Annotated in this window: 18 protein-coding genes; 11 read left to right on the top strand and 7 right to left on the bottom strand. The window is 63.4% G+C overall.

Features of this window, described 5'->3' with window-relative positions; genetic code table 11:
* Nucleotide 1 precedes the first annotated feature (1 nt).
* From KJP30_RS11015 to KJP30_RS11000, 4 genes are all read left to right on the top strand, one after another.
* Nucleotides 2-433: a F0F1 ATP synthase subunit epsilon gene (locus KJP30_RS11015; RefSeq protein ID WP_218449178.1), complete on the top strand. Its 432-nt coding sequence runs from the start codon at nt 2-4 to the stop codon at nt 431-433.
* Between the two features lie 96 nt (nt 434-529).
* Nucleotides 530-1,753 (top strand): TCR/Tet family MFS transporter, encoded by a 1,224-nt coding sequence (locus KJP30_RS11010; protein WP_218449177.1) that lies wholly within the window; start codon nt 530-532, stop codon nt 1,751-1,753.
* Nucleotides 1,754-1,864: 111 nt separating this feature from the next.
* Nucleotides 1,865-2,515, top strand: coding sequence for a MarC family protein (locus KJP30_RS11005; RefSeq protein ID WP_218449176.1), 651 nt, complete (start codon nt 1,865-1,867; stop codon nt 2,513-2,515).
* A 75-nt stretch (nt 2,516-2,590) separates the two neighbouring features.
* Nucleotides 2,591-2,941 (top strand): H-type lectin domain-containing protein, encoded by a 351-nt coding sequence (locus KJP30_RS11000; RefSeq protein WP_218449175.1) that lies wholly within the window; start codon nt 2,591-2,593, stop codon nt 2,939-2,941.
* A 76-nt stretch (nt 2,942-3,017) separates the two neighbouring features.
* Here KJP30_RS11000 and KJP30_RS10995 read toward each other — a convergent pair whose 3' ends face one another.
* Nucleotides 3,018-4,025 (bottom strand): ribose-phosphate pyrophosphokinase, encoded by a 1,008-nt coding sequence (locus tag KJP30_RS10995; RefSeq protein ID WP_218449174.1) that lies wholly within the window; start codon nt 4,023-4,025, stop codon nt 3,018-3,020.
* Nucleotides 4,026-4,124: 99 nt separating this feature from the next.
* On the opposite strand from KJP30_RS10995, the gene KJP30_RS10990 reads away from it, so the two are divergent.
* Nucleotides 4,125-4,724, top strand: a complete 600-nt coding sequence (locus KJP30_RS10990) for a 2-hydroxychromene-2-carboxylate isomerase (protein ID WP_218449173.1) — start codon at nt 4,125-4,127, stop codon at nt 4,722-4,724.
* Complete coding sequence (locus tag KJP30_RS10985) at nt 4,724-5,521, top strand: alpha/beta fold hydrolase (RefSeq protein WP_218449172.1); 798 nt, start codon at nt 4,724-4,726, stop codon at nt 5,519-5,521. The genes KJP30_RS10990 and KJP30_RS10985 overlap by 1 nt, the downstream gene beginning before the upstream one ends.
* A 13-nt stretch (nt 5,522-5,534) precedes the next feature.
* Here the strand turns inward: KJP30_RS10985 and plsY are convergent, their stop codons facing one another.
* From plsY to KJP30_RS10955, 6 genes are read right to left on the bottom strand one after another with little or no spacing between them, the layout of a single operon-like run.
* A complete protein-coding gene (gene plsY / locus KJP30_RS10980; protein WP_218449171.1) occupies nt 5,535-6,125 on the bottom strand; it encodes a glycerol-3-phosphate 1-O-acyltransferase PlsY in 591 nt (196 codons plus the stop codon).
* Nucleotides 6,122-7,423 carry a dihydroorotase gene (gene pyrC / locus KJP30_RS10975; protein WP_218449170.1) on the bottom strand — a complete coding sequence of 434 codons (1,302 nt, stop codon included), beginning with the start codon at nt 7,421-7,423 and terminating at the stop codon, nt 6,122-6,124. The genes plsY and pyrC overlap by 4 nt, the downstream gene beginning before the upstream one ends.
* The gene (locus tag KJP30_RS10970; RefSeq protein WP_218449169.1) at nt 7,420-7,809 is read right to left on the bottom strand and encodes a hypothetical protein; all 390 of its coding nucleotides are present in this window, start codon (nt 7,807-7,809) and stop codon (nt 7,420-7,422) included. The genes pyrC and KJP30_RS10970 overlap by 4 nt, the downstream gene beginning before the upstream one ends.
* A complete protein-coding gene (locus tag KJP30_RS10965) occupies nt 7,806-8,360 on the bottom strand; it encodes an aspartate carbamoyltransferase catalytic subunit (RefSeq protein ID WP_246594468.1) in 555 nt (184 codons plus the stop codon). The genes KJP30_RS10970 and KJP30_RS10965 overlap by 4 nt, the downstream gene beginning before the upstream one ends.
* The gene (locus KJP30_RS10960) at nt 8,357-8,899 is read right to left on the bottom strand and encodes an aspartate carbamoyltransferase catalytic subunit (protein ID WP_218449168.1); all 543 of its coding nucleotides are present in this window, start codon (nt 8,897-8,899) and stop codon (nt 8,357-8,359) included. The genes KJP30_RS10965 and KJP30_RS10960 overlap by 4 nt, the downstream gene beginning before the upstream one ends.
* Nucleotides 8,896-9,846: an aspartate carbamoyltransferase catalytic subunit gene (locus KJP30_RS10955; protein WP_218449167.1), complete on the bottom strand. Its 951-nt coding sequence runs from the start codon at nt 9,844-9,846 to the stop codon at nt 8,896-8,898. Before KJP30_RS10955 ends, KJP30_RS10960 begins: the two co-directional genes overlap by 4 nt.
* Nucleotides 9,847-9,999: 153 nt before the next feature.
* Between KJP30_RS10955 and KJP30_RS10950 the strand changes: the two genes are divergently transcribed.
* The 5 genes from KJP30_RS10950 to KJP30_RS10930 all read left to right on the top strand — a co-directional run bounded on the left by KJP30_RS10950 (nt 10,000) and on the right by KJP30_RS10930 (nt 17,254).
* Nucleotides 10,000-10,785 (top strand): uracil-DNA glycosylase, encoded by a 786-nt coding sequence (locus KJP30_RS10950; protein WP_218449166.1) that lies wholly within the window; start codon nt 10,000-10,002, stop codon nt 10,783-10,785.
* Complete coding sequence (locus tag KJP30_RS10945) at nt 10,782-11,390, top strand: LysE family translocator (protein WP_218449165.1); 609 nt, start codon at nt 10,782-10,784, stop codon at nt 11,388-11,390. The genes KJP30_RS10950 and KJP30_RS10945 overlap by 4 nt, the downstream gene beginning before the upstream one ends.
* A gap of 65 nt (nt 11,391-11,455) precedes the next feature.
* Nucleotides 11,456-11,998, top strand: a complete 543-nt coding sequence (moaB, locus tag KJP30_RS10940) for a molybdenum cofactor biosynthesis protein B (protein WP_218449164.1) — start codon at nt 11,456-11,458, stop codon at nt 11,996-11,998.
* A gap of 87 nt (nt 11,999-12,085) precedes the next feature.
* The gene (locus KJP30_RS10935; RefSeq protein ID WP_218449163.1) at nt 12,086-13,537 is read left to right on the top strand and encodes an efflux RND transporter periplasmic adaptor subunit; all 1,452 of its coding nucleotides are present in this window, start codon (nt 12,086-12,088) and stop codon (nt 13,535-13,537) included.
* Between the two features lie 3 nt (nt 13,538-13,540).
* A complete protein-coding gene (locus KJP30_RS10930; RefSeq protein ID WP_218449162.1) occupies nt 13,541-17,254 on the top strand; it encodes an efflux RND transporter permease subunit in 3,714 nt (1,237 codons plus the stop codon).
* The last annotated feature ends 58 nt before the right edge of the window (nt 17,255-17,312 follow it).

The raw sequence follows: 17,312 nt of genomic DNA, 5'->3' as shown, positions 1-17,312 counted from the left end.
CATGGCAGAAACGATGCAATTCGACCTCGTGTCGCCCGAGCGCCGTCTGATGTCGGCCGAGGTGACCTCGGTTCAGATCCCCGGCGCGGATGGCGACCTGACCGCCATGCCGAACCATTCGCCGCTGATCACCACGCTGCGTCCCGGTATCCTGACGGTTGAAACCGAAAAGGGCACCGAACAGTTCGTCGTCACCGGCGGCTTTGCCGAAATCGGCGAGAGCCTGTCGGTTCTGGCGGAAAAGGCACTGCCGCGTGCGGACATGGATCAGGCCACCTACGAGGCCCTGGTCGACGAGGCACACCGCGTCTACCAGCAGACCAAGGAAACCGCCGAGCATCCTGGCTTGGTGGATGACGCGGTCAAGATGCTGCAAGACATGGTTGCCGTCGGCACCCATATCGGGCTGGACCCGAAACAGCCCTCGCTCTGAGGCGTCTGACAGACTATCCTGACAAGGCCCCGCCATCCGGCGGGGCCTTTCATTTTGTTTGTTTGGCCGCCGCCGGGCGGTATCGGGATTGCCTCTATGGACAAGAAACGCGGCGCTGTCTGGTTCATTCTTGCCACCATTCTGCTGGATGCCATCGGGATCGGACTGATCTTTCCGATCATGCCCGATCTGATGGAACGTGTCGGGGCAGGGGACACCGCGACCGGAGCGTTCTGGGGCGGTGTCCTGATGGCTGGCTATGCCGGTGCGCAATTCCTGTTTTCGCCTGCGATGGGGGGCATTTCCGACGCTCTGGGGCGCAAGCCCGTGCTCTTGTTCACCCTTGCGGCCTTGGCGGTCGACTATGTCATCATGGCCTTGGCCGGCAGCCTCTGGGTCCTGCTGGTCGGGCGGTTGCTGGCGGGCATCGCGGGGGCGACCTATATCACCGCAACGGCCTATCTTGCCGATATTTCCGCGCCCAAGGACCGCGCCGCGAATTTTGGCCTGATCGGGGCCACATTCGGGGTTGGTTTCATTATTGGCCCGGCCATGGGCGGCCTGCTGGCCGGGGTTCATGTGACCGCGCCCTTCTGGGCGGCGGCGGTTCTGGCGGCGGTCAACTTTTTGTTCGGCCTTGCAGTCCTGCCCGAAAGCCTGCCGGTCGAAAAACGCCGACGATTTGACCGACAGGATCTGAACCCTTTCGGCGCGATCCTCAAGGCGGCGCGCCTGCCGGGCCTGGGGCTGCCGCTGATCGGGCTGTTCCTGTTCGAGTTTGCCAATATGGTCTACCCGGTGCTTTGGGCCTTCTGGACGCGCGAGGCTTTTGGCTGGTCCTCGGCGCTGATCGGTTTGTCGCTTGCGGCCTATGGTGTTGGAGTGGTCATCACCCAAGGGGGGCTGATGCGGATCATGATCCCGCGTTTCGGGGAATGGCCGACCCTGATGCTTGCGGTTGCCGGTGGCGTCATCGCCTCAGTCGCCTATGGATTCATCTCATCGGCGTGGCTCTTGTGGGTGTTCCTGCCGTTTGCATGTCTTTCGGACATGGCTCCGCCCAATGCCACCGGTATTGCCTCGAACCTTGTTGAAGAGGACAGGCAAGGTTTGCTGCAAGGCGTCATCGCCAGCATGAGCGCCATTGCCGCGATCACCGCTCCGCTGATCGTCACCCCGATGTTCAAGACGTTCGCATCCCCGGAGGCGGCTATCTACCTGCCCGGCGCGCCTTTCTTGATGACTGCCGTGCTGCTCTTGCTTAGTGCGGTTGTTTTCTGGCCATTGCGGCCGGGAAAACCGGCGCCGGGGCCGGTCTGACCTTGCCCGGGCGCGGTTTCCCGCGCATCACCTTGAACTGCGGCACCTGTTCTGACAGGAGGCCAACGACCGTCCCGCCGGCCCGGCGGACCGCTTGGAAGAAGCTGAGCCATGATCTTTGACACAAGCGCGCTGTTGCGCGAATTCATTACGCTCTTGGTGGTGATCGATCCGATCGGCACCTTGCCGGTGTTTTATTTCGCGACGGCCACCGTGCCTGCGGCGCTGCATTGGCGTTTTGCCCTGCGCGCCGTCTTTGTGGCGTGGATCGTGTTGATGGGCTTTCTTGTACTGGGGCAGATCCTGCTCGAAGGGGTCGGCTTGCGCTTTGGCTCGTTCCAGATCGCAGGGGGCATTGTCCTGTTCCTTTTTGCGCTGACGATGATCTTTGGGGAATCCAAGGCCGAACGGGAAATCGAAGAGGCGGAACGCAGCGATCTCTCCGGGGCGATCTTTCCATTGGCCATGCCCAGCATCGCCTCGCCCGGCGCGATGCTGGCGGTTGTGGTCCTGACGGACAATCACCAGAATTCGATCCCGGACCAGATCATGACGGCCGGATTGCTGACGCTGGTTCTGGTTTTGACCTTGTGCCTGTTGTTGCTGGGGACGCTGCTCAAGCGGGTGCTTGGCAACTCAGGGGCCTCGGTGATCTCGCGGGTGATGGGGATCATCCTTGCCACGGTCGCGGTGGATGCAGTGCTTGGCGGGCTGGATGCCGTGGGCGTCCTGAATCTGACCGGCACAACCGGCCCGCTGTGATCGCGGCAGTCAAGCACGGTTCACAATTTCGCCCGATTGGACAATTATTGCCTGTGCGATGACACGAGGCAGGCCATGAAGAAACTGACGGGCAGCCGGATCGGGATCGATCAGGGCGACGAAGAAGTGTTTTCCGAATTCGCCACCGGTGGCTCTATGTGGACGGGCGACGGGTCGCGCGAACGTCGCAAAGCCGTCCGCTTTTCCGAGCCGTTTCGCGCGCCTCCTTCGGTTCAGGTGGCCCTGTCCCTCTGGGACATCGACCAAAGGGCCAATGTGCGGGCCGATGTCAGTGCCGAAGACATCACGCGTGAGGGGTTCGATCTAGTCTTTCGAACCTGGGCCGATACCAAGGTTGCCCGCGTCCGGATGAACTGGCTCGCCATTGGCGAGATCAAGAGCGAGGACGACTGGGATCTTTATTGATCCCCCAAGGGGGCGTCTCGGGCTTTGGCCCCACCCGCCGGGTGACGGCGGATCAGGGCCTGTTCATTCGCAAGAGTTACAGGATGCCTTCGTAGATCGGGCCCAGTGTATCGGTCTCGAACAACGACGAGACCGAGGTTCCGTTCCAGATGTTCAGGATCGCCTGGGCAAACATCGGAGCCGTGGGCAGGATGCGGATATTGGGCGCATCGGCAACCGGACCGGTGGGCTGAATCGAATCCGTAAGCACCAGAGACTTCATCACCGATTTTGTGACCCGCTCCACTGCCGGACCAGACATGACGCCGTGGCTGATGTAGGCGTGGACTTCGGTCGCACCGTGTTCCATCAGGACTTCGGCCGCCTTGCAGAGCGTTCCGGCAGTGTCACACATGTCGTCAACGATGATGCAGCGCTTGCCTTCGACATTCCCGATCACGGTCATCTCTGCGACTTCGCCCGGTTTTTCGCGGCGCTTGTCAACGATCGACAAAGGCGCATTGATCCGTTTGGCCAGTTCCCGGGCACGGGCCACGCCGCCGACGTCGGGCGAGATCACCATCACGTCCTCAAGCGTGTCGAACTGTTTCATGATGTCCAGCGCGAAGATCGGGCTGGCATAGAGGTTGTCCACGGGGATGTCGAAGAACCCCTGAATCTGGGCGGCGTGCAGATCCATTGTCAGGACCCGCTCGATCCCGGCCTCGGCGATCATGTTGGCGACCAGCTTGGCGGTGATCGGTGTACGCGCCTTGGTGCGGCGGTCTTGCCGGGCATAGCCGAAATAGGGGATCACGGCGGTAATCCGCGCCGCCGACGACCGGCGCAGCGCGTCGGCCATGATCAGCAGTTCCATCAGGTTGTCGTTCGCCGGGTTCGAGGTGCTTTGCAGCAGGAACATGTCCTCGCCGCGCACGTTCTCGAACACTTCGACAAAGATTTCCTGATCGTTGAAACGCTCGACCCTTGCATCGACAAGGCCAACGCTCATGCCGCGGTACAGCGACATGCGGCGGGCAATGGCTTCGGCCAAAGGTTTATTGGCGTTGCCGGCGATCAGTTTGGGTTCGATGACGGTGGGCATGGGAGGCGTCCTCGGAGCATGACGGATTCGTGACGATGTTGCGGTCCCGTTAGCATGCGCCTACGGTCTGCGCCAGCAAAGGACCCCGGAGGCGACACCATGGCTCACATCGATTACTTCTTCTCCACGATTTCGCCCTTTACCTATTTTGCGGGCACACGGCTGGAAGAGATTGCCGCGAAACATGGGGCGACCATTGCCTACAAGCCACTGGATATTCAGGCTCTGTTTGCCCGGACCGGCGGCACGCCCTTGCCGCAGCGTCACCCCAGCCGTCAAGCCTATCGCTTGCAGGAAATCGCGCGGACCTCGAAAAAGACCGGTCTGCCGGTGAACCCGAAACCGGCGCATTTCCCGACCAACCCGGCGCCGTCGTCCTATGCGATCATCGCGGCGCAAAAGGCGGGCGGCGGCGATCTGGGCAAGCTGGTGCATTCGATCCTTGCGGCCTGCTGGGCCGGGGAAAAGGACATTGCCCATGACGCGGTGATCAAGACATGTCTGTCCGAGGCCGGGTTCGATCCCGCGCTTGCTGACACGGGCCTTCTGGCGGGGGCGGAAACCTATCCGGCCAACCTTGAGGACGCGATCGAGAAAGGTGTTTTTGGCGCGCCGACCTATGTGGTGGACGATGGCGCCGTCTTTTGGGGCAATGATCGGCTGGACGATCTGGATGCCCATCTCGCGGGACAGCTGTAATGCGTGACGGCGGTTCCGGGATGGAGCTGCACTGGCGCACCTTGGGGCAGGGGGCGGCAGAGGTTGTGGCGCTGCATTGTGGTCTGGGGCAGGGCGGCATGTGGAAAAGCGCCGCGCAGCCCCTGGAAAGCCAATGCACGCTGCGCGCCCCTGATTTGCCCGGCCATGGCCGCAGCCCGGCCTTTCCCGATGGCGAAGACGTGCATGATGTGGCCACCGCCGCCGTTCGTTCGCATCTGGGCCCCGGTGTTCATCTTGCCGGCCACAGTTTCGGCGCAACGCTTGCGCTGCGCCTTGCGCTTGAGGCACCCGAAAAGATTGCCTCGCTTCTGCTGATCGAACCGGTTTTCTTTGCGGCCGCCGCGGACAGCGTGCTGAAGCGCGAGCATAAGGCCGCCGAAGACGCGCTGTATGAGCAGGTCGATGCGGGCAACTTGCTGGAGGCGGCAAGGGGTTTCAACCGCCTTTGGGGCGGCGGGGTGCCTTGGGACAGCTTCCCGGAAAAGGTGCAAAAGGCGATGGCCGTGCAGATGCCCTTTGTCCGGGCGACAGAGCCGTCGCTGTGGCAGGATGCTGCCGGAATGCTGGCCCCGGGCGGTTTGGAACGGCTGAGCTTTCCTGTGACCTTGCTGCGCGGTGCGCAAACCGTTCCGATCATCCCCGAGGTGCATCGTGGCCTGATGGCGCGCCTGCCACAGGCATCTGAAACGGTTGTGGGCGGGGCCGGTCACATGGTGCTGACCTCTCATCCCAAGGCGGTCACTGCCGCGCTGGCCAGTCAATTGCCGACGTCATAACCCGCACGGCGGGTTACTTTTTGCCGATCTTCGGTTCGGTGCCCGCGCGCAGGCGGGCAATATTGGCCGAATGGCGCCACCAGACCAGCACCGCCAAAAGGATCGCACTGACGATCATTTCGGTGCGCCCGGTCAACAGCAGCCAAACCGGAGCCGAGGCAGACGCCACCAGCGCCCCGACCGAGGAAATCCGCGAAAGGAAGGCACCCGCCAGCCAACTGGCACAGCACAACAGACCCACGGGCCAGGCCAGTGCCAGCATCAGGCCCAGGAAAGTCGCCACGCCCTTGCCGCCCTTGAAGCCCAGCCAGACCGGGAAGCAATGTCCGAAAAAGGCCGCAACACCTGCGGCCTGCACGGCAAAGCCGTCGGCCTCGAAGGCACGTGCGATCAGCACCGCCGCCGCGCCCTTGCCACCGTCCAGCAGCAGGGTCGCCAGCGCGGCCCCCTTGTTGCCGGTACGCAGCACGTTGGTCGCGCCGATGTTGCCCGAACCGATCTTGCGCAGGTCGCCCAGCCCCATCGCCTTGGAAATCAGCACGCCAAAGGGGACGGAGCCCAGCAGATAGCCAAGAGCGGCCCAAAGGATCAGCCCGCCGCTCATGCCGAAAATACCCTTTTGCCGCCAACCCATGTGCCCAAAACGCGGCCTTGCAGGCGCCCCCCGTCAAACGGCGTGTTCTTGGATTTCGACCGCAGCTGGAACCGGTCCAGCACAATGGGTTTGTCGGCGTCGAACAGGACAAGGTCAGCGGGCGCGTCCTTGGCGATCCGTCCGCAGTTCAGGCCCAGTCGGCGCGCCGGATTCAACGACAAGGCACGGAACAGCGTCGGCAAGTCCAGCTCGCCGCCGTGATACAGGCGCAGCAACACCGGCAACATGGTCTCCAGCCCGACAGCACCGCTTGCGGCCTCTTCGAAAGGCAGGCGCTTGCTCTCTTCGTCCTGCGGGGTGTGATAGCTGCCGATCATGTCGATCAGCCCGGTTCGGACCGCTTCGACAACGGCCTGCCGGTCCTCTTCAGAGCGCAGCGGCGGCGTGACCTTGAAGAAGGTGCGATAATCCGCCACGTCCATTTCGTTCAGGGTCAGATGGTGGATCGAGATCCCCGCCGTGATGTCGAACCCGTTTTTCTTGGCGCGCTCCAGCGCGGGCAAAGCGCGCGCGGTGGTGATCTTGTCGGCATGATAGCGGACGCCGGTCATTTCGACCAAGGCGATGTCACGATCCAGCCCCATCCGTTCGGCCATGGGGGATACCGACGGCAGGCCGCGCAGGCTGGCAAATTTTCCCGAGGTCGCGGCCGCGCCCTTGGACAGGCCGGGATCCTGTGGATGACCGACGATAAGCGCGTTGAGAGATCGCGCATAGGTCATGGCCCGGCTGAGAACCTTTGTGTCGCTGACCACGTTGTTGCAATCGGTAAAAGCAACAGCCCCGGCGTCCATGAGAAACCCGATTTCGGTCATCTCGCGGCCTTCGAACCCCTTGGTCAGGGCCGCCATGGGCAGCACGTTGACAGGGGCCTCTTCGATCGCGCGGCGGCGGATGAATTCCAGTGCCTCTGGCGTGTCGATACAGGGCAGGGTGTCAGGGCGCGTGACCATGGTGGTCACCCCGCCCGCCGCAGCCGCCTGTCCGGCACTGCCATAGCTTTCTTTGTGCCGCTCGCCGGGTTCGCCGACCTTGACGCCCATGTCCACGATGCCCGGCGCAAGAAAGGCATTGCCCGCGTCGATCCGCTCGGGCGCAAGGCCGAGGCCGCTCAGCAGGCCTTCGACATCTGCGTCCTGCGGCAGGATCTCGGCGATGGTTCCGTCTTTGATCAGAAGGGCGCCGGGGGTGATCACTCCGGCTTCGGGGTCGATCAGGCGGGCGTTGTGGATCAGGGTCTTTGTCATGCGTGGCCTCGTGGGCGGGCGGCCTCGATCCGGGCAATGGTTGCCTTCGGGTCGGCCTGGAATTTTATGAGATGTTTGTCGCCGCTTTTGGTCACGACCTGAACGGCGGCACCAATGGTGCGCAGCTTGGCGATCTGGTCGAACGGCACGATGCGGTCTGCCGGGCCTTTCAGCGCGGTATCGGTCAGATGCCAGCGGTGGCCCAGTTCCTCGCCCATCAGATACCAGCCGCGCAGAGCCACGGCAGCCAGCCCGCCGATGGCGCCGGTCCAGACATGCGGATTGCCCGCAGCCCAGAGTATCGCCATGCCGGCCGCCATGGCCACGGCGGCCATGATCCAGTGGGTGCGAATATAGGTGGCCCGGTCCGGGGCAAATTCCGTCATGCCTCTCCCCGCTGGATCTTGCGCATCAGGGCATAAACCTTGCGCGCGTCGTCGATGTCATGAAACCCGATGGAGGTTTCGTAGCTGCCTTTCTTGCCGCGCCGCCATTCCGAGGCAAAGATCACCGAGCCTGGGGTATTGTCCTCGAAGGTCAGACGGTTTTCGGCGGTGATGGGATAGCTTTTCAACTGCCTGCCGCGCAGGGGCACGTTGGTTGCGATGAATCCGCGCTTGTCGGTCAGGGTGTACCACGTGTTTCGCCGCAGAAAGGGGCGGCCCAGCAGCGGCCAGGTGATGATCCCGAGACCGACCATGAAATGCAGCGACCCGAACAGCCAGAAAATTCCGCCTGCCCCCGCCGCCATGACCATCCAGAACAGCGCGAACCCCGCAAAGAAGGTGCCAAAGACCATCAACACGACGTCGCCGATGCCGATGCGGATGCCGGTGCCGGGGCGGCCCTGCCACAGGATACGTTCTCCGGGGTCGAGCAGGCCGTCCCAGCCTGCGGGCGGGGCGATTGCCGCGGGTCGATCGGTCGCGCCGGTCATATCAGAGCCAGCCAAAGCACGACGGCCAGCACAATGGCCAACGCCGCGAGGATGAGTTTCAGCACGGGAGAATTGCCGCTGGCCGATGGGGCGGCGCTGGCCGATCCGACCTGGCCCTTGGCGGCGCGGGACGTGGGGCTGGCCCCGCGCGCGGTGGGGCGGGCCTCGCCATAACTGCCAATCATCCTCAGCGGGGGCGCAATGGTCAGCATCTGCGACGTGCCGCCAAAGGCCTGCGGCGGCAGAACGATCACATGGCCTTGCAGCGCGTCGATGCGGTCGCGATCCGCTCCAAGCGCGCGGGCCGGCACGTCATAGGCCGACGAGAGATATTGCGACAGGCGCATGTCGCCCAGATCCCGGAGCGCGACCACGTCGACAAAACTCTCGCGCAGCGTGGTTGCGCCAAGCGCATATTTCAGCGGCCATTCGCCGGTGCCGGCCATCTGGGTGAACCGCTGGACTGCCTCGGGCGGCAGGTCGAGGTGGACAAGGTGCAGCGTCGCGCCATCCGATCCGTTGACCTGAACCTGTGTCACGCGATGACCTCCTTCGGGCGCGCCCGGAGGTTGCGCGCCAAAAGGTCCATCGAGGCCATGCGCACGGCAACACCCATTTCCACCTGATCCTGAATCACCGAACGGTTGATATCATCGGCCAGCGTCCCGTCGATTTCGACACCGCGGTTCATCGGACCGGGGTGCATCACAATCGCATCGGGTTTGGCGTGCGAGAGTTTCTCGGCGTCCAGTCCGTAACGATGGTAATATTCCCGTTCCGAGGGGATGAACCCGCCGTCCATGCGTTCCTTTTGAAGGCGCAGCATCATCACCACGTCCACGTCCTTGAGACCCTCGCGCATGTCGTCGAAGACCTCGACGCCAAAAGCCTCGATTCCGGAGGGCATCAAGGTCGATGGGCCGACAAGGCGGATGCGGTTTTCCATCTTATGCAGCAGAAGCAGGTTCGACCGTGCCACGCGGCTGTGCGCGATGTCGCCGCAAATGGCGATCGACAGCCGGTGCAGGCGGCCCTTGGCGCGGCGGATCGTCAGCGCGTCCAGCAAGGCCTGAGTCGGGTGTTCGTGCCGCCCGTCGCCCGCGTTCAGCACCGCGCAGTTGACCTTTTGTGCCAGCAGGTCGACGGCCCCGGAATGCGGGTGGCGCACCACCAGAAGATCAGGGTGCATGGCGTTCAGCGTCATGGCCGTGTCGATCAGGGTTTCGCCCTTCTTGATCGAACTGGCCTGCATCGACATGTTCATCACATCCGCGCCCAGACGTTTGCCCGCCAGTTCGAAGCTGGCCTGCGTGCGGGTGGAGTTTTCGAAGAACATGTTGATTTGCGTCAACCCTGCCAGCGCATTGGCGTGTTTGTCACGGCGGCGGTTGAAATCGACATATTGGTCGGAAAGGTCGAGGATCGTTGTGATCTCGTCCGGGCGCAGGGGTTCGATCCCCAGGAGGTGGCGGTGGTCGAAGCGCATTTTGATCCCTTGGCGGCGTTGTGACCTTTTAGGTAGGGCGGTCTTGCGGGGCAAGTGTTCCGGAGTCGCGCCTTTGGCGCGTTTTTGAGTATTTGGACCAAGAAGAAACGGGGGCGATTTTCTTCCCCTCTGGCGGGGCGTAAGATGATGGCCATGGATCAGGGACTCGACTGGTACGCCGCGAAGGCGCTTTTGGAATGGCAGATGGAAATGGGGGTGGACGAGGCGATCGTCGACGCGCCCGTGGACCGGTTTGCCGCCGAGGCGGAACTGAAGGCGCGCCATGCCGAGCGCGCGAAGAAGCCGGGGGCGGCGCCGGGTGGAGCGCCCGTGCCCGAACCCGAGGTGGATCCGGTTGCCGAAGCACGCATGCTGGCCAAGGGGGCTGCGGATCTGGATGGGTTGCGCGGGGCGCTGGAGCAGTTTGAACATTGTGCTTTGAAACGTGGTGCGCGCAGTCTTGTTTTTGCGGATGGTGTGCCCGGGGCGCGGGTGATGCTGGTGGGCGAGGCGCCGGGGCGGGACGAGGATTTGCAGGGCAAACCTTTTGTCGGTCGTGCCGGCCAGTTGCTGGACAAGATGCTGGCCGCCATCGGGCTGAGCCGAGCCGAGTCTGTCTATATCACCAATGTGCTGCCTTGGCGGCCACCGCAGAACCGCGATCCGAGGCCCGACGAGATTGCCATGCTGATGCCTTTCCTGCACCGCCATATCGCGCTGGCCGATCCCGATCTTCTGGTCATCATGGGCAATACCTCGGCTCAGGCGTTGCTGGGGCGGCGGGGGATCACGCGATTGCGCGGCACCTGGACCGAAGCCGCTGACAGGCCGGCGCTGCCGATGTTGCACCCGGCCTACCTTTTGCGGAACCCGCAGGCGAAACGCGAGACCTGGGCCGACCTGTTGTCGCTTCGGGCGAAACTGAAAGGGTTGTCATGATCGTAGATCCTATCTTGCTGCTGGCCTTCGTGCCTGCGGGGCTTGCGCTGAACCTGACGCCGGGGCCGGACATGATGTTCTGCCTGGCGCAGGGGCTGCGGGGCGGGGCGCGCTGCGGCTGGGCGGCATCGACCGGGGTTGCTTTGGGCGGCATGGTGCATGTCCTGTTGGCCGGGCTGGGATTGGGCGCATTGGTGGCCGCGCTGCCGGGGGCCTTTGACGTGATCCGCTGGGGCGGGGCCGCCTATCTTGCGTGGATCGCGTGGAAAACCCTGCGCACGCCGATTGCGGGCAGTGACGCGCCGGCGCTGACACCTTCCAGGGCGATGCGGCAGGGCTTTGTCGTCAATATCACCAACCCCAAGTTCATCCTTTTCGTGCTGGCCTTTGTGCCGCAGTTCATCGATCCCGCGCTGCCGGTCCTGCCGCAGTTCCTGATCTATGGCCTGTTGATGTCCGCAGGAGGGGTGGTGATCAACGGGCTGGTGGGCCAGTTTTCGGGTGCCATGCGGCGGCATCTGCGCGGCGGGTCGCGCACCGAACGTGGCCTGCGTTATGCCTGTGCAACGCTTTTTGGCGGTCTGGCGCTGCGTCTTGCGGCCTGAGCGGCGCTTGACTTCACCGGTTGGCTGCCGACAGTGCCGGTGATCTACAAGCGCAGGAGTTCCGCATGTCCCGCATCGACGAAAGCAAGGCATTCATTCCGGTCCGAATCGCCATTCTGACCGTGTCCGATACCCGCGGGCTGGCAGAGGACCGTTCCGGCGACACGCTTGTGCAAAGATTGGCCGATGCGGGTCATATTCTGGCAGATCGCAAGATCGTGAAGGACGAGCGCGGCGAGATCGCCGACTGCCTGCGCGGCTGGATCGCAGACCCGAACGTGGATGTGGTGATTTCGACCGGCGGCACCGGTCTGACCGGGCGCGACGTGACGGTCGAAGCGCATCGCGACGTCTATGAAAAGGAAATCGACGCTTTCGGGACGGTCTTTACCATGGTTTCCTTCAATAAAATCGGCACCTCAGCGGTGCAGAGCCGTGCCACCGGGGGTGTTGCGGGCGGCACCTACCTGTTTGCGCTGCCGGGCAGCACCGGGGCTTGCAAAGATGCCTGGGACGAGATCCTCTCGCTTCAACTGGATTACCGGCACCGCCCCTGCAATTTCGTCGAGATTTTCCCCCGCCTGGACGAACACCAGCGACGGAAGTGATCGCGACCTGCGTATAAGTGCGTAGGGTTGGCAACAATCTGCTCCCTTCTATTTCCTGAGGGGACGTCCGCGGAGATGATTTGAACCATGCGCTTTCTGCGAAAGAGCCTGACCGGGCTGTTCCTTGTGTCGGTCACCCTTGGTCTGATGGCCTATGCCGGGATCATGGTGCGCGATGCCGTTCTGGCGCGCATGGCCGCCGAGGCGCGTGTGCCGCAGGCGCGTGAGCGGGTCTTTGCGGTCAACGTTCTGCCGGTGACATTTGAAACCGTGACGCCGGTGCTGACCTCTTTCGGAGAAGTGCAAAGCCGCCGGACGCTGGAAATCCGCGCGGCTTCTTCCGGGGCGGTCGTCGAACTGGATCCGGCTTTTGTCGAGGGAGGGCAGGTCACGGCAGGTCAGGTGCTGGCGCGGATCGACCCGGCTGATGCGCAGGCGGCGCTGGACCGTGCGGAAAGTGATCTGCTGGATGCAAGCGCCGAGGTGCGTGAGGCCGAACGCGCTCTGGAGATCGCCCGCGACGAACTGTCTGCGGCTGAAGAACAGGTGGTCTTGCGCGAAACGGCCCTGCGGCGCCAACGCGACCTGCTGGATCGCAATGTGGGTACGGCGGCCGCGGTCGAAACCGCCGAGCTTGCCTTGGCCAGCGAACGTCAGTCGGTCCTGACACGGCGGCAGGCGGTGGCCACCGCCGAGGCCCGGATTGATCAGGCCGCAACCCAATTGCGCCGGGCTGAAATCGCCCGTGACGAGGCGCAACGCAGGCTGGATGACACTGAAATCCGCGCCCAGTTCGGCGGCACCCTGTCGGATGTGACCGTCGTTGCGGGGCGTCTGGTGTCGACGAACGAACAACTGGCGCAACTGGTCGACCCGCAAGCGCTTGAGGTGGCGTTCCGGGTGTCGACCCAGCAATACGCCCGCCTTCTGGATGGGGATGGCGGGATACGTCAGGCACCGGTGACGGCGACGCTGGATTTCTTCGGCACCAATATTTCGGCTCAGGGGCGGATTTCCCGTGATGGTGCGGCGGTTGGCGCCGGTCAGACGGGGCGGCAACTGTTTGCGACGCTGGATGCGCCGCGCGGCTTCAAACCGGGCGATTTCGTGACTGTGACAATCAACGAGCCACAACTGGACGGCGTTGCACGTTTGCCCGCCACGGCGCTGAACGCAGCGGATGAGGTTCTGGTCGTCGGGGCCGACGAAAGGCTGGAGGTTGTGCAGGTTCAATTGATGCGCCGACAGGGGGACGACGTGCTGATCCGCGGCGCAGACCTGCGCGGGCGCGAGGTCGTGGCGCAGCGAACACCGTTGCTGGGCGCTGGCATCAAGGTCAAGCCGCTGCGGACCGGCGTTGCGCCGGAACCGCCCGCCATGGTCGAACTGACAGAAGAGCGTCGCGCCCGGCTCAAGGCATTCATCGAGGCGAACACCCGCATGCCAGAGGCCGCCAAATCGCGCATCCTGTCACAGCTGGATCAACAGCAGGTGCCCGCCGAAGTTGTCGAACGTATCGAATCGCGGATGGGGGGCTGATCCATGGCGCGTGCTCTTCCTTCGGCGGCAGGCGGTCTCTTTGGGTATTTCGCGCGCCATCCCACGGTGGCCAATCTATTGCTGGTCATGATGTTGGCGGCGGGTGCCTTTGCCATCCCCAACATGCGGGCGCAGTTCTTTCCCGATGTGATCGTCGACGAAATCGACGTCGCGGTGTCATGGGACGGGGCAGGGGCCGAGGACGTGGATGCCGCCATCGTTCAGGTTCTGGAACCGGCGCTTTTGGCGGTGGACGGGGTGATCTCTTCCAGCGCGGTCTCGCGTGAGGGGCGCGCGGCCATCGAGCTGGAATTCGAACCGGGGTGGGACATCGCCCGTGCCGCCGATGACGTGCAACAGGCGGTGGATGCCATCACCACCTTGCCGGACGATGCAGACGAACCGACCGTGCGGCGCGGTGGCTGGCGTGATCGGGTGACCGATCTGGTCATCACGGGGCCCGTGGGGGTGGATCAACTGGCGCGGTTTGCCGATGAACTGGTCGTACGCCTGTTTGCCGAAGGTGTGACACAGACCACGATCCGGGGACTGTCCGCGCCCCGCACCGTGATCGAGGTGCCCACGCAGAACCTGATCGCCCACAACGTCACGATGAGCGAGATTTCGGATGCCATTGCCGCCGAGGTTCAGGCCGATCCTGCCGGCGACGTGGCCGGCGCAGGCGCGCGGGTGCGGACAGGGATCGAGAAACGCTCGGCCGAGGCGATTGCCGCGATCGTCTTGCGGTCCAACCCGGATGGATCCAACCTGACCGTTGGCGACGTGGCGCGCATCCGGGTGGAGGGGATCGACCGCGAGCGGAGCTATTTCGTGGGGCAGAACCGTGCGATTTCGATCCGGGTGGACCGGTCCGCCGGAGGGGATGCCATCGGCATTCAGTCGACGGTCGAGAAAGTGGCCGCCGAACTGACGGCCTCTCTGCCGGACGGGGTGAAGATAGATCTGATCCGCACGCGGTCAGAGGCGATCACCGGCCGTCTGAACATCCTGATCGACAATGCGCTGTCCGGTCTGGCGCTGGTTGTCATGCTGTTGTTCCTCTTTCTCAACACACGCACGGCCTTTTGGGTGGCGGCAGGTATTCCGACCGCGCTGCTATCGGCGATTGCGCTGATGTATGTGGCGGGACTGACGATCAACATGATCTCGCTCTTTGCGCTGATCATCACGCTGGGCATCGTGGTCGACGATGCCATCGTCGTCGGCGAACATGCCGACCATCTTGCGCGGCGCGGGCAGGGGCCCTTCGATGCCGCTGAAAACGCCGCCCGCCGTATGGCGTTGCCGGTATTTTCCGCCACTATCACAACGGTCATCGCCTTTTTCGGCCTTGTGGCCATCGGGGGCCGCTTTGGCGAATTGATCGCGGACATCCCCTTTACCGTCATCGTGGTGCTGATCGCCTCGCTTGTGGAATGCTTCCTGATCCTGCCCAACCACATGGCGCATGCGTTGAAACCGCGCGAAAAGCGCGGGGTGCGGATCTGGCGTGTCGGGTTGGGCGTGCTGGGCGTGACACTGATCGGTGTGCTGGCGGTGGCGCTGTCGACGCTTGCGGTATTGATGCTGCCCGTCGCTCTGGCTGGCCTGTGGTCGCAATTTGGCGCGCTGCCCGAGGCGCTGGGCGCATTGCGAACCGCATCCAATGACCTGCGCGCTTCGATCTGGGCCGAACTGCCTTGGCTTGTGGGCGGACTGGCCGCGTTGGTCGCGGTCAGCACGCTGCTTCGGCTGGTATTGATGCCGCGCGCGTCCCGGCAACCAATGATGCAGCAACTGTCCGATGGCGGCATCGACATGGCGTCGATCCTTGTCAACCGGGGCTTTCGCTGGATGCGGGAAAACCTGTTCCGCCCCTTTATGCGCGGCGTGATCGCGGCGCGCTATGCGGTGGTCGCGGTTGTCTTTCTTGCGCTGGCGACGCAGATCACCGCGTTCATCAATGGCGATGTGACCTGGCGGTTCTTTAACTCGCCGGAACAGGGTTCGGTGACTGGCAACTTTGCCATGTCCCCCGGTGCTACGCGCGCGGACACGTTGGAGCAAATGCGCCTGTTCCAGCAAGCGACCGAGGATTTGGGCCGTGAATATGCCGAACGATATGGCCGCAACCCGCTGGACTACGTGCTGGCCGAAATCGGCGGCAATGCGGGGCGGGCTCTGCCCGGGGCCGATACCAAGGACCCGGAGCAACTGGGCGCGATTTCGATCGAACTGATCGACGCCGACCTGCGCCCCTATTCCTCTTTTGCCTTCGTGGCCGAATTGCAGGACCGTGTGACCCGCCATCCGCTGACTGAAACGATTTCCTTCCGCGGCTGGCGCGGCGGCCCGGGAGGCGATTCGCTGGATGTTCAGTTCTACGGGGCCAATTCCGAAACGCTCAAGGCCGCGGCAGAGGACCTCAAGACCGCCGTTCTGCGCTTTCCCGAGGTGTCGGCGGTGGAGGACAACCTGTCGTATGACAAGGATGAGCTGATCCTTGACCTGACGCCGCAGGGGTTGGCGCTGGGCTTTGACATCGACAGCCTTGGCCGCACCCTGCGTCATCGGCTGGGCGGGATCGAGGCGGCGACTTATCCCGACGGTCCGCGTTCGGCTGAGATCCGCGTTGAACTGCCCGAAGCAGAGTTGACCGCCGATTTCATGGAGCGGATGCAGTTGCGGACCCCGGCGGGGAACTACGTGCCGCTTGCGGATATCGTGCGCGTTGAACGGCGTACCGGGTTCTCGACCGTCCGGCGTGAAAACGGGTTGCGCGTCGTTTCCGTCACCGGTGACATCTCTGAGGACGATGCAGCCCGAGCCGAGGCTATCGTCAAAGCCCTGCAAGAGGAAATCCTGCCCCAGATCGCCGAAGCCCGGCAGGTGGACTATCGCCTTGCGGGGTTGGCAGAGCAGGAAAACGAGTTCCTGACCGATGCCCGCAATGGTCTGATCATGGTGCTTTTGGGGATCTATCTTGTTTTGGCCTGGGTCTTTGCCAGTTGGACACGGCCGTTCGTCGTCATGGCCATCGTTCCTTTTGGGTTGATCGGCACGATATTCGGTCATGCCTTGTGGGACGTGCCGCTTAGCATGTTCACGGTGGTCGGCCTGCTGGGCATGACGGGTATCATCATCAACGATTCCATCGTCTTGGTGACGCAGATCGACGAATACGCCAAGGATCGCGGATTGATCCCCTCGATCATCGACGGTGCGGCGGACCGTTTGCGCGCGGTGTTCCTGACTACGGCCACGACGGTTCTGGGACTTGCGCCGCTGCTGTACGAAAGTTCGTCGCAGGCGCAATTCCTGAAACCCACGGTGATCACGCTGGTCTATGGGCTTGGGTTCGGGGTGGTTCTTGTTCTTGTGATCGTGCCCTCATTGGTGGCGATTCAACATGACGTGGGACAGCAGGTGGCGGCCCTGAAAAAGGGGCTGCGCTTCCGTGGCGAAGCCCTGCGAGGCGTGCTTGTGGCGGCATTGCTGGCGATGCTGGCGTGGCTGGGCGCGACGCTTGGCTATACCGGGGTGAGCGGGGACCTGTTGCCGGCGCTGGCTGTCGGCGGAATGGCGGACTTGCCGCCTGCGTTTGCCGCGTTGGCGCTGTTTCTGCTGGGGGCGTTGATCTTGCCCTTGGTGATCTATGTGCTTGTCGGGTTGGCCATCGCGCTTGGGCGGATCACCGGGAAACGCGCGCCGACATAAAACCGTGCGCCAGAAAAAAGGCCGGAACGACGTGTCCCGGCCTTTTGCATTCCGCGCG

Source organism: Antarctobacter sediminis, assembly GCF_019218285.1.
In the GTDB taxonomy this organism is placed as follows: domain Bacteria; phylum Pseudomonadota; class Alphaproteobacteria; order Rhodobacterales; family Rhodobacteraceae; genus Antarctobacter; species Antarctobacter sediminis.
Note: the sequence above shows the minus strand (reverse complement) of the source record. Positions and strands in the feature narration are given on the sequence as shown.